9 protein-coding genes are annotated in these 12,872 nt (G+C 56.3%); 3 read left to right on the forward strand and 6 right to left on the reverse strand.

The annotated features are described in order from the left end of the window. The first annotated feature begins 15 nt into the window (after positions 1-15). Positions 16-780, forward strand: coding sequence for a 4-hydroxy-2-oxoheptanedioate aldolase (gene hpaI, locus OSH04_RS12560; protein ID WP_266108590.1), 765 nt, complete (start codon positions 16-18; stop codon positions 778-780). Positions 781-1,679: 899 nt separating this feature from the next. On the opposite strand, the gene OSH04_RS12565 is transcribed toward hpaI, so the two are convergent. The 4 genes from OSH04_RS12565 to guaA all read right to left on the reverse strand — a co-directional run bounded on the left by OSH04_RS12565 (position 1,680) and on the right by guaA (position 8,058). Next, positions 1,680-4,103 (reverse strand): TonB-dependent siderophore receptor, encoded by a 2,424-nt coding sequence (locus tag OSH04_RS12565; RefSeq protein WP_266108591.1) that lies wholly within the window; start codon positions 4,101-4,103, stop codon positions 1,680-1,682. 132 nt (positions 4,104-4,235) lie between these two features. After that, positions 4,236-5,396 carry a FecR family protein gene (locus tag OSH04_RS12570; RefSeq protein ID WP_266108592.1) on the reverse strand — a complete coding sequence of 387 codons (1,161 nt, stop codon included), beginning with the start codon at positions 5,394-5,396 and terminating at the stop codon, positions 4,236-4,238. Positions 5,397-5,470: 74 nt separating this feature from the next. Continuing rightward, complete coding sequence (locus OSH04_RS12575; RefSeq protein ID WP_060185943.1) at positions 5,471-5,968, reverse strand: RNA polymerase sigma factor; 498 nt, start codon at positions 5,966-5,968, stop codon at positions 5,471-5,473. Positions 5,969-6,471: 503 nt separating this feature from the next. After that, a complete protein-coding gene (gene guaA / locus OSH04_RS12585; protein WP_083053949.1) occupies positions 6,472-8,058 on the reverse strand; it encodes a glutamine-hydrolyzing GMP synthase in 1,587 nt (528 codons plus the stop codon). A 161-nt stretch (positions 8,059-8,219) separates the two neighbouring features. Between guaA and OSH04_RS12590 the strand changes: the two genes are divergently transcribed. Beyond that, the gene (locus tag OSH04_RS12590; RefSeq protein ID WP_088452648.1) at positions 8,220-9,110 is read left to right on the forward strand and encodes an alpha/beta fold hydrolase; all 891 of its coding nucleotides are present in this window, start codon (positions 8,220-8,222) and stop codon (positions 9,108-9,110) included. Here OSH04_RS12590 and OSH04_RS12595 read toward each other — a convergent pair. Beyond that, entirely contained in the window at positions 9,107-9,913 is an 807-nt protein-coding gene (locus OSH04_RS12595; RefSeq protein ID WP_247965559.1) for an AraC family transcriptional regulator, read from the reverse strand. The genes OSH04_RS12590 and OSH04_RS12595 overlap by 4 nt on opposite strands. Positions 9,914-9,998: 85 nt before the next feature. Here OSH04_RS12595 and OSH04_RS12600 point away from each other — a divergent pair, with 85 nt between their 5' ends. After that, the gene (locus OSH04_RS12600; protein WP_266108594.1) at positions 9,999-10,904 is read left to right on the forward strand and encodes a DMT family transporter; all 906 of its coding nucleotides are present in this window, start codon (positions 9,999-10,001) and stop codon (positions 10,902-10,904) included. Between the two features lie 491 nt (positions 10,905-11,395). Here OSH04_RS12600 and guaB read toward each other — a convergent pair whose 3' ends face one another. Further along, positions 11,396-12,856, reverse strand: coding sequence for an IMP dehydrogenase (gene guaB, locus OSH04_RS12605; RefSeq protein WP_009457979.1), 1,461 nt, complete (start codon positions 12,854-12,856; stop codon positions 11,396-11,398). Positions 12,857-12,872: the final 16 nt, after the last annotated feature.

Below are 12,872 nucleotides of genomic sequence, written 5' to 3' on the forward strand. Positions count from 1 at the left end.
CTTCAAGATTCAGCTATGCATAACTCCTTCAAACAAGCGCTTGACAAGAACGATCCGGTCATTGGCCTATGGCTGGGCCTGGCCAACGCTTACACCGCCGAATTACTCGCAGGTAGCGGATACGACTGGCTGGTGATCGACAACGAGCACGCCCCCAACACCGTGCCCTCCACCTTGGCGCAATTGCAAGCCTTGGCGGGCACACCGGCGCACGCGGTTGTCCGTGCCGCGAGTGATGACACCGTAGAAATCAAACGCTTACTTGATGTGGGGGCCCAGACCCTGCTCATCCCAATGGTCGAAAGCGCCGAACAAGCCACGCGTATCGTCGCCGCCACGCGCTATCCCCCGGTTGGGGTACGCGGCGTCGGAGCAGCCCTGGCGCGAGCTTCACGCTGGCAACAAATTCCCGATTACCTGGCCCAGGCGGATGCCCAGATTTGTACGCTGGTGCAGGTTGAAAGCATGGCGGGTCTGGCAGCCCTGCCCGAGATTGCACAGGTCAGCGGCGTAGACGGAGTCTTCATCGGTCCCGCTGACCTAGCGGCGTCGATGGGACATTTGGGTAATCCTGGACACCCTGAAGTGCAGCAGGCAATAGCCACCGCTATCGGTGAGATTCGTAAAGCAGGTAAAGCGGCAGGTATTCTTAGTGGCGACGCGGCTCTGGCTCGCACTTACTTGCAACTGGGGGCCGTGTTTGTCGCGGTAGGGTCGGATGTTGGGTTGCTGACAAATGGTGCGCGGGCTTTGCGGGAGGCGTTTCGGGATATTGCGTAATTTTCTGTCTTTGAGTGTTTGTGGAAAAGCTGCTTGGAGGGGGTAGGCTCGGGGTAAGGGGGCCTGCCCTGCAGGCTGTGTTTACGGCACTATGTGTTCAAACAGTCGAATGAGCTTGAATAGCGTATAGCGTCGCTGATGCCTGTTTATAGGTCTGCTCGACTTGTTCAACTTGTTCGGTCACATGCAAAAAAGCCATAATTTAATTACGTTAGGCACGTCTAGCGCATTGCCGAGCCTGTCCGTATTTCTGTGGGCGAGGCGTTTTAAAAGTTGTTATCCCCGTGCCGCAGTAAACCGTTCGCCGAACATGATAGCAAACTGGTTCATAGCAGCTTTCCAGTCGAAGGTTGCTCTGACGAACTTGGCCAGCACGTTGCGTAGCGCCAGACTGTTTGGGAGTGCTGGCAAGTCAACCGACGTTTGATGGCGCCAGTGCTGAAGGTCGGTACTAAGACTTTGCCAGCATCGGGATCGATGGCCAGAATTTCGTTCTTACCCCTGCCTGACCTATCTCATACTGGTAACAGTGTCATAAGTGGCACGGGCCGTCCAGATGCCTTCGCTGAGGATGTGGTGTATACGAGCATATTCGCCGCAGCATCGACGATCCAGATCAGACCACGTTAGACAGGGTGGGGAACGGAAAAGCGGTTGTGCGGGTCATCGACGATGGCCTTGCGTATGTGGGCAAAAATTTCTTCGCCTTTGACGTTTGTTTTCGGCTGCGCCAACTAAATCTGGTCTTTAGGGATGGCATGTGTGGCATCCGCCGCTGAGAACGATCCCTCCATCAGGTTGTCTAAATAGAGCGTAGAGGTAGTGTTATTCAGGCCAGGTGCAAAACAATGCCGTGCCACCCAGGGCGAACAACGGCGGACGCTATTCCACCCTACGAACTAGAACTTGTATTGCGCCGTTAGCATGAAGCTACGCGGCTCACCCAGCAGATTGCCATTACGAGGGTAACTAACAGTGCGGTAATAGTATTTATCGAACAGGTTATTGACGTTCAAGCGCAAGTCAAGATGAGAGTTCGGGCTGTATCCGATCATGGTGTTGACAATACCATAAGCGCCTTGTCTGACCGCTGGCCCCTCCCCAGCAATAGAGCTGTGCACCGCACTCTGAAAGCGCGCCGATGCACCAACCCGCCAATTGGCCAGCGCCCCAGGCAGTTGGTACACCGTGGATAAGGTCAGCAAGTTGCGAGGCGTCGTCGTGGCATAAGCATCACCCGCTTTACCATTGACCGAATCCTTACGGTATTCGGCCTGCTGATACGCATATCCGGCAAACACGCTCCAGGCGTCTGTCAGATTACCGGAGACTTCCAGTTCCACCCCACGGCTACGAATTTCACCCGCTGCCGCGTAGCATGATTGCCCCGAGCGACACAGCAACAAAGGCAGGCTTTCCGGCAAATTACTTTGGTTAATCTGAAAAACGGCCAGACTGGCATTAAGCCTGCCGTCTAGGTATTCGCCCTTGATGCCCAGCTCATAATTGGTACCCTCAACGGGGTCAAGCAAAGCGCCTGAAGTCGAACTGTAATTCTGTGGCCTGAAGATACCGGTGACCGAGCCATATACCGTGTGCTGCTCAAACAGATCATAGGTCAAGGCAGCATAAGGGGTAAACTCCCCTTTAGCCTCATAGGCTGTCTTGCCAAGGTAGGTGCCGCTTTTGAGAGTCTGATCCAGTTCATACCAACTGAAACGCCCGCCAGCGAATAGATTAAGCCCATCCAGCAAATTGAACTTGCCCGTGAAATACGCACCATACTCTTTCACATCTCCGTCACTCGACCACATCCAGTTCATTTCGGGCATAGGTGGGGCTACGGTGTCCTGCCAGTGCATCGGGTCAAAGCCATACTCATAGGCGCTCGGCCAACCGCCGGGGCCGTCGCTATCGACGCGATGGCGATAGTTGGCACCCACGGCCAACTGATGAGATCTTCCGAACAAAGTGAAAGGCCCTGTCGCACGTAAGTCCAACGAGGTATTCTTATGGTGGTAGCGATACTGCCCGATGTTATAAAGAAACGTATCCTCCGCACTACGCCCCAGCAATGAAGTACCTAACATATCCAGCTTGCCATCTAGGTACTGTCCCTTCAAAGACACATCCCAATCATTCTCAAACGTGTGCTTGAGCTCACCGAAGAAATTCACATTTGTCTTGTTCCAGTATGACCAGGTCGGGCTGGCGCGCACCGAACGATCAAAGTCATAAAAGCTACCGTCAGCACGCGTGGGCAAACCGTTCCAGTCAGCGCCAGGGTTGTCTTCCTTGTTGTAATACCCCCCCAAGGTCAGCAAAGTGCGGTCGGTCAAATCCGCCTCTACGATGCCATAGAACAGCTTGCGCTTGTGGCCATACCCTTGAGTGAACGTATCGGCATCCTGCAAAGAGGCCACTACGCGGCCGCGCAAGGTGCCACTGGCGTTCAGGGGACCGCCTGTATCCACGCTACCCGAATAATCATCCCAACGCCCCAGTGCCGCCGTCAAGGAGGTCTGCCAGGTCGACGTCGGCCGTTTACGTACCAGATTAATGGATGCCGACGGATTTCCTGCGCCTTCCAGCAGGCCCGCCGCCCCCCGCACAACCTCGATACGGTCGTACATAGCCAAACTGGCTGATCCCAGGGTATCCGAATCGTGATCAACCGTCAGACCATCCACCTGGATATTGGATACATCAAAACCTCGAGCACTATACGTATTGCGTTCACCACCCGTGGCCTTCACCGTCATCCCTGTCGTAAAGGCCAAGGCATCCTCCACTGAGGTCATGCCCGCATCCGTCATACGCTCGCGCGTCACCACACTGACCGACTGTGGAGTTTCGCGGATGGACAAGGACAAGGGAGTGGCCGTGTTCATGCTGCCAGTCGTATACGAGCCGGTGCCTTCGGTGGTAGGGCCAAGCTGACTGGCACTGACCGTCACAGCGTCCAGGATTGGCACGTCATCGGCGCGCGTAGCGGCTTTTATGACAATGCCGCCACCCTCCTGCGTGGCAAGCAGTCCGCTGCCGGAAAGCATCTGATCCACCGCCTGCTGCGCCGTCAGCTCGCCTCTGACCGCGCGCGCAGTTTTACCCGACACGAGTGCTGGAGAAAAACCAATTGCTGTACCAGTAGCTGCCGACAGTTCGTTGAGCGCAGACGATAAGGGTTGCGCAGCAATGGAAAGCGTAACCGCTTGTGTGCTGCTTACGGTAGCCTGTGCATAGGTGATGCCCGGCGTAGCCAGTGCAAACGTGATGGCCAACGCAAGCGGGGCCAGACGGAAATGAGGGTGCGCCAACGGCATAGAAACGTCCTTTACAAATCGAGTAATGAATAAAAATACGACTCACTACCCTTAAAGACGCACCAGCCCACCCGAAACTACACCTGTGTCACGATCTTTTTTTTTTGCCCAGCAGATGTAGGGTCAACAAGCCTAGCGCTGCAAGGTGATTTCAAACTTTCCGGCTTCGCGGGGTACCAGCCTGACGGGCAGGATCTGTCTCACCATCCGGGCAAACTCATCGGGGCGGGTCACCTGAAAACTGCCGCCGATGGGCATGGCGGCGACAGCCGGATCACGCACTACCAGCCCCGTCGAGCCGTAGCGCTCCAACTCCACCAAAGCATCGCCCAGTGATGTATTCTCGAAGTGCACCAGCCCTTTGCGCCACAGTGCAATGCTACCTGGTGCAACTGCAGAGACCTTGCCCATGTGGCCATCCGCCGCCATGCTCAGACCTTGCCCTGCTACCAAGTTGACCTCGGCACCGGCCCCTCTGCCAAACCAACCACCCACGTCAGCCACTCGCACATGCCCTTCTTCCACCGCGACGTTGACAGTGTCGGCATCCATGCCCGTCTGGCGATAGCGCACGGAGAAACGTGTCCCCACAACGGTGACTCGCGCACGGCCCACCAGTACCTGAAAGGGGCTGTCACGATCAGGCGCGACGGAAAACATGACTTGCCCCTCTTTAATACGCACCTCACGCCGATCACGGTAAAAGATGACCTTCGCCTGCGTTTCTGCATCGAGCACTAGCACGCTGCCGTCGGGCAAGGCAATCGTCTGGCTTTGTCCGCGCTTGACCGCGTACTGCGTCGAGAAGAACCGACCCTGCCCCCATTGGTGCCAACTGATACCAACGGCCAAAAACGCCACGAAACAGAACGCGAACCAGTTTCGGCGTGATGACAGGCCAAAGAGTGATGACCACCTGCCCAAGACGTTAACGGATTTTTGGCGCCGGGCCGTATTCCTATCAACATGCTCGAACTGGCCCGAGGCATGATTGAAACAAGATGGACGCCCCTGAGCCATGTGCTGCGTCTGCTGTGCTGATGCGCTATGCAGCACCATCATGCCGTCATCAAGATGGGCATAGGCAGCGGCATGTGCCGGATCCGTATTCAGCCATAGCTGGAATTCTGCCTGCTCGGCAGCGCTCAAGCCCCTCTCCCAGCGGGTATGCCAATCCACGGCGGCAACATGCACAAGATCTTGCTGACGAAAGAACTCTTCATACTCGCGCGCCTCCACAGCCTCATCAAATGGGACTGAAGATGCATGCGAGGATGGAGAAAAACGGCTCATATTATTGGTATAGACGCACTATCAGGGGCAAAACCACACCCCCACCGGAAATGTTGGCCACGGAAAGCATGTACTCAATTGTCACTATCGAGCTCCTCCCGGCAAGCCATGCAAGCGAGTTTACCGCGCTTGATGTAACGATCCACCATGCTGACCGACACGCCCATACGGTCAGCAATCTCCTGATTGGTGATATCTTCGAACAGATACAGGAAAAAGGCTTCGCGGCACCGGGGCGGCAAGGCTTCGATAGTGTCGAGGTAGGCTTGCACGGTTTGAGACGCAGCATAGGCCTGCTCGGGCTGCAGCGCTTGCGGGCCGCGCGGCTGATCTGCTTCCAGCAAGGCATGAATGTCGTCGTGCTGGCGGATGCTGGCACGGCGTTCCCAGTCGATTCTGGTATTTAACGCCACCTGACGCAGCAATGCGCCGGGCTCGCGAATGGCCTCACCGGTCTGCTGCATGGCCAGCACGCGCGCATAACTTTCTTGCGCCAGGTCAGCCGCGATGTCACGGTCACGCACCTTGCGCATGCAAAAGTTCAGCAAATCTCTGTAATAGCGGGCTAACACGGCTCAGTCAAAGTCACATCCATACGACGGGCCCCGTCGTACTATGCATGTGCTGCGGCTGGCTCTATCGCACCAGAAGAAGCGGACGAACGAAGGGTTACTTATTGTACGCCACAGATGTTAATAATTCTCATGTAGATATAGAATATCGAGCACTTTCTGCTTACAACGCTCTCGCGCATCGGATTGACACTCCGCATTGACGGCCTATCTCTCACAAGTCACCGTTGCCCCACACCGTGGCGACAAGCTCAAATCCGAACTGTTCTATTTGCATTGCTTCCTGAGCATCGAGCAGCTAGGAAACAGCATCCGTCAATACATCCACTATTACAAACATCACTGCATCACACTTTACGCAAGGCTTATGAGGTCGCGGCTCGGTAGCTATTTGCATCTTAGCGGCCTAGGAATGCCAGACAGAATTGCGCAAAAAAGCCCGCAATTACGCGGGCTTAGCGGATTTTTATGCCATCAGGAGCCTGGCCGTGCCAGACGCGGGATCACTCCCACTCAATCGTCGCTGGCGGCTTGCTGCTGACGTCGTACGTCACACGGTTAATGCCACGCACTTCATTGATGATGCGACCAGAGGTACGCTTCAACAAGGAGTATGGCAATTCAGCCCAGTCAGCTGTCATGAAGTCGGTGGTCTGCACGGCACGCATGGCAACAACGTACTCATAGGTACGAGCATCGCCCATTACGCCTACGCTTTTCACTGGCAAGAAGACGGTGAAGGCCTGGGAAGTCAGGTCGTACCAGTTCTTGCCGGTTTCTTCGTCAACCGTGTTGCGCAGCTCTTCGATGAAGATGGCATCGGCTTGACGCAGCAGATCTGCGTATTCGCGCTTGATTTCACCCAGAATACGGACACCCAAGCCTGGGCCTGGGAAGGGGTGACGGTAGACCATTGCTGGCGGCAGGCCCAGGGCTACGCCTAGTTTGCGCACTTCGTCCTTGAACAGTTCGCGCAGGGGTTCCAGCAGTTTCAGGTTCAGCGTATCTGGCAGGCCGCCCACGTTGTGGTGGGATTTGATGCCAGTGGCTTTACCGGATTTAGCGGCGGCGGACTCGATTACGTCCGGGTAGATTGTGCCTTGGGCCAACCAACGGGCGTTGCTGAGTTTGGCGGCTTCTTCCTGGAAGATTTCCACAAATTCACGGCCGATGATCTTGCGTTTGGCTTCTGGGTCAGTCACACCGGCCAGTTTGCCCAGGAAGCGGTCGGAAGCGTCGATATGGATGATCTTCAAACCCATATTGTCAGCGAAGGTGCTCATGACTTGCTGGGCTTCGTTCAGACGCAGCAGGCCGTGGTCCACGAATACGCAGGTCAGCTTGTCACCGATAGCCTGGTGGATCAGAGCGGCAGCGACGGAGGAATCCACACCGCCGGACAGAGCCAGAATAACTTCTTCGTCGCCGACTTGTTCGCGGATATTGGCAATAGCCTCTTGCACGTAGTCGGGCATGTTCCAATCGCCCACGCAGCCGCAGATGTCGCGCACAAAGCGCTCGAACAAGGCGCCGCCTTGAACGGTGTGGGTGACTTCGGGGTGGAACTGAACCGCGTAGAAGCCGCGATCTTCATCAGCCATACCGGCGATGGGGCATGTAGGCGTGGAAGCCATCAGCTTGAAGCCGGGAGGCAAGGCGGTCACTTTGTCGCCGTGGCTCATCCAGACTTTGAGCATGCCGTGGCCTTCTGCCGTAGCGAAATCCTGGATACCATCGAGCAGCTTGGTGTGGCCATGGGCGCGGACTTCGGCGTAACCGAATTCACGCTTGTCCGAACCTTCGGTAACGCCGCCCAGTTGGCGGGCCATGGCTTGCATGCCGTAGCAAATGCCCAGAACAGGTACGCCGGCTTCAAACGCGGCGGCAGGAACTTGCAGAGCGTCTTCGGCGTAGACCGAGGCGTGGCTGCCCGACAGAATGATCCCTTTCAGGCCTTCTTGGGAACGGATGAATTCATCGCTGACATCACCGGGGTGAATTTCACAGTACGCACCGGCTTCGCGTACGCGACGCGCAATAAGCTGGGTGACCTGGGAGCCGTAATCAAGAATCAGAATTCGCTGGTGCATGAAAGTATCGAGCCAATAATAAAGCGGTAAAGGATCTATTTTACGCTGTGTAGCGCCGCTTAGGGAGTCGCAGAAATACTCCAGGCCGAAATTGTCCTGCATCACTGGCATTCATGCGGCAAGGCAGCTACAGTACATGCAGCCATTTTGGGAGTTTCAGCATGTCTTCGAGTCGTACCCCTCGTCCGAGCGAACTTAATGAACACCAGGAATCCCGACCTGCACAGGCCACACAACAACAAGGCGGCGGCAGCTATATCCCTGCTCCCGGCCCCTCCGGTGCCCGCTCGCACAGCTTTGCCTACGAATGTCAGGAAGATACGGACGAAGTCTCCGACAGCCTGACCTTTGTGCTGGTTCACGGTGCCTGGCACGGTGGCTGGTGCTGGTCCAGACTGGCTGCCCGGCTACGGGCCAAGGGGCATAAAGTCTATACCCCCACACTGACAGGCCTGGGCGAACGCAGCCACTTGCTTAGTGCGGACATCACCCTGAATACCTTTGTAGATGATGTCGCTAATTTGATACGTTGGGAGGAACTCTCCAACGTGGTTCTGGTGGGCCACAGCTTTGGAGGACTGGTCATTAGCGGCGTCGCCGACGTCATGCCGCGCTGCATTCAACAACTGATTTACCTGGACGCCTTTATCCTGCCCAGCGGCACCAGCACCTTCGACACCCTGCCAGAAAAGATTGTCGACAGCATGGTGGCCTCTGCTGGGAAAAGCGCCATTCCTGCCGTCCCCCCTCCTCCACTGAGTGCACTGGGCCTGCATGCCACAGAAGATCTACACTTTGTCGGTAACCGCCTGACACCACAGCCGCTTAGCGTCTACCGCTCTTCCCTGCGCTTACAGAACCCCGTCATCGGCAATGGCCGCCCTTGCTCCTATATCTCCTGCATACAGCCTACGTTCAGAGGGGTGGATACCTCGCGCGAATGGGCCCGTCAGCAGAAAGACTGGGAATTCCGAGAGTTGGAAAGTGGGCACTGCGCGTTGATGACACACCCCGACATGCTGGCCCGGCTTTTACTAGAGCTAGCGGACTAAACTGCGTCGCCCGCGCTGTCTTTAGAGCGATAAAACTCTCTGGGAGTGACCCCAAAATGCCGCCGGAACACGGCGGCATATGCGCTTTGGCTGGCGTAACCGTGCTGCAGAGCCACTTGCACAACAGGCTCACCGGCTGCCAAGCCCTCCAAAGACCCCAACAAGCGAGCGAATTGACGCCATTGCCCAAAGCTGATGCCGGTATGGCGACGAAACAGGCGGTGGAAAGTTTTGACGCTCATGGCCAGTTGCCTGGCCCAGGCATCTGCATCTCTATCATCATCGGGGCTAGCCTCCAGATGTCGACACACCAGTAGCAAGCGCGGCTCTTCGGGCCAGGGCAGATGAAACGGCAATACAGGCAACTCACGCAGTTCATCCAGCAATAAACGCATCAAGCGGCCATCGCGACTGTCTTGCGCATACACCAAAGGAATTCGGCTGGCCTCCAGAATCAGCTCCCGTAGCAAAGGGCTGACATCCAGCACGCAGTTACGCGCCGGCAAGCCCGGAGCAGCATCCTCATCCACAAAGATCGTGCGCATTTTGACCTGCCCGCGCATGCGAACCGTATGAGGACGACCCGGTTGCAGCCAAACGCCACGGCTAGGAGGAACCACCCAGCGCCCTTCCTGGGCATCAATCACCATCACCCCTTGCACGGCGTACAAGAACTGCGCACGTACATGCTGATGTTCGTGAATAAGATGGCCGTCCGGATAGTCTGCTGCCAAACCACTAATAGGCATCTTGGCCAGCTCAACCGGAATATGAATAAGAGGATCAAGCACAAGCTGTCCCATTTGCGCTAATTCAAGTCAGTTTAGCGAAAGACAGGCAAGTCGGTCTACAGCGAGCATACGTCTTCCTTATTGATGGATGCTTCCAATGCGCAACTATGCTTATCCGCTGGTGACCATGCTGTTGTGGTCCGGCAATGTCATTGTTTCCAAAATGGCGCACGGCCTGATCGCCGCACCTGCCATGAGTTTTTATCGAGTCGTGCTGGCGCTGGCCATCATGAGCCTGTTTGCCGCTCGCCCTGTCTGGCGACACTGGCACTCGATCCGTCCTCAACTACCCAAACTGCTGTTTCTGGGATTTCTGAGTATGGCGTTTTATCAATGCCTGTCTTATTGGGCAGCAGCCAGCACCAGTGCCACCAATATGGCCGTGATTACCGCACTGACACCCCTACTGACCCTGTTGACCACACGTCTGCTGCTGCCAGGCTCTGGCCCTCGCGGCATGCTGCCCGGCGCCCTGCTGGCCTTGTTTGGAACAGTCTGGTTGATTAGCGGCGGCCATCCCATGCAACTGCTAAGCCAAGGAGTCCGCTCTGGCGACTTGCTGATGCTGACAGCGGCATTGAGCTACGCCTTTTACAGTGTTTTTTTGAAGAAATGGCATATCACTGTGCCAGCCTGGCAATCGACCTATCTTCAAGCCTGGGGAGCCTTGATCACCCTGCTGCCCGTCTTCTTCTGGCTACCGGCTGAACGAACTCAATTGAATGAGCAAACAGTCCCCCTGATCCTGTACGCAGGCATCCTGGCCTCCGTCCTGCTGCCCTACTGCTGGATCCAAGGCATCACACGCTTGGGCCCGGCCCGATGCAGCCTGTTCCTGAACATCCTGCCCTTCATGACCGCCATGCTGGCCATCCCATTGCTGGGCGAACAACTGGGCGCACACCATGTGAGCGGTGGACTGCTGACCCTGGCGGGGGTGATCCTGGCTCAATGGCCGCCTCAACAATGGCTGTTCAAAACCAAAGCAGCCCCTGCCAAATAAGAAATATGGGAGTTTTATACCCAACTCCTGCTATGAACTGATTTGCCAGCTATCGGCCATTAGTTTGCGAATTAACCCAACACACCAACACACCAACACACCAAAAAAAATCCTAAGCACAAAAATCAGGCGGGGATAAGTATTTCTCGATCTGAGCCTCTTGCGGCCTGAGTGGGGGCGTGGGGCGAGTCAGACTGCTTGCCGCGGGCGGTGTCGAGATACGGGATGCAAGCACTCTGCTGTTTGAACCCGACGCTTGTGATTGGTCCGGGGGACCAATCACCGGGTGAGTTCAGAGTGCGCCCGTATCCCGACACCGCCAAGGGCACCGGTGCGCAGCACCGGCAAGCGGTCCGCCCCACGCCCCCACTCAGACCGCAAGAGGCGTCTATCCTGAGACTACCCCCTACCCCACAACACAAAGGCGATACACAAAAAAAACCGCCAACCCAAAGGCTGGCGGTTTCTGGCATGCAAGAGACTGGCTAAGATCAGTCAGCGCGGTAGTTAGGCGCTTCCTTGGTGATCTGCACATCATGTACGTGAGACTCACGTACACCCGCAGCCGTAATCTCCACGAACTCAGCCTTGGCGTGCAATTCCTCGATGGATTTGCAACCGCAGTAGCCCATGGAAGCACGGATGCCGCCAACCAATTGGTAAATAATGGCAATCACACTGCCCTTGTAAGGCACGCGGCCTTCAATACCTTCAGGAACCAGCTTGTCCGCGTTGTTCGAAGGATCCTGGAAGTAGCGATCAGCCGAACCATCGACCATGGCGCCCAAGCTACCCATACCGCGGTAGGACTTGTACGAACGGCCCTGGAACAGCACAACTTCACCCGGAGACTCTTCAGTACCGGCAAACATACCGCCCATCATGCAAGCGGAAGCGCCAGCGGCCAAAGCCTTGGACACATCGCCGGAGAAGCGGATACCGCCGTCAGCGATCAAAGGTACGCCTGTACCTTCCAATGCCTTGGCAACGTCAGCGATCGCTGTAATTTGAGGTACACCCACACCGGCCACGATACGAGTCGTACAAATAGAGCCAGGGCCAATACCAACCTTGACACAATCTGCACCGGCCTCGACCAGAGCGCGAGCGGCATCAGCGGTAGCAATGTTGCCACCAATAACCTGAATGCGAGGGAAATTTTTCTTGACCCAGCGAACGCGCTCGATCACGCCACGGGAGTGACCGTGGGCAGTGTCCACCACCACCACGTCCACACCGGCTGCGGCCAGTTTCTCGACACGTTCTTCAGTACCATCACCCACACCGACCGCAGCGCCAACGCGCAATTGACCGTGGCTGTCTTTGCTGGCCAGAGGGTGCTCGGTGTTTTTGACAATATCCTTAACCGTTGCCAGACCACGCAGCTGGAACTGATCGTTAACGATCAGCACGCGCTCCAGACGGTGGCGGTGCATCAGGGCCTGAGCTTCGTCCAGCGTGGCGCCTTCGTGCATGGTGATCAGACGCTCTTGAGGCGTCATGACATCACGCAAAGGCAGATCCAGGCGGTCTTCAAAGCGCAGATCGCGGTTGGTAACAATACCCACCAGCTTGCCGGCTTCAACTACAGGCAAACCGGAAATACCGTGTTGACGCTGCAGGTTGATGGCATCGCGCACCTTCATGGTGGGCGTCACGGTAACCGGATCAATCACAATACCGAACTCGTGACGCTTCACACGTGCAACTTCACGTGCTTGAGCATCCGCCGTCAGGTTCTTGTGGATGATCCCGATACCGCCTTCCTGTGCCATGGCAATAGCCAGACGCGCTTCGGTTACCGTGTCCATGGCAGCCGAAACCAGCGGGATATTCAGGGTGATGTCCCGCGTAAAGCGGGTGAGCAAGGATGTATCGCGAGGCAGAACCTCGGAGTAAGCGGGAACCAACAACACATCGTCGAAGGTCAGTGCTTTCTTGATGAGACGCATGCTTTTATAACTCCGT

Origin of the sequence: Alcaligenes nematophilus, from assembly GCF_026344155.1 — a bacterium.
Lineage (GTDB): Bacteria > Pseudomonadota > Gammaproteobacteria > Burkholderiales > Burkholderiaceae_B > Alcaligenes > Alcaligenes phenolicus.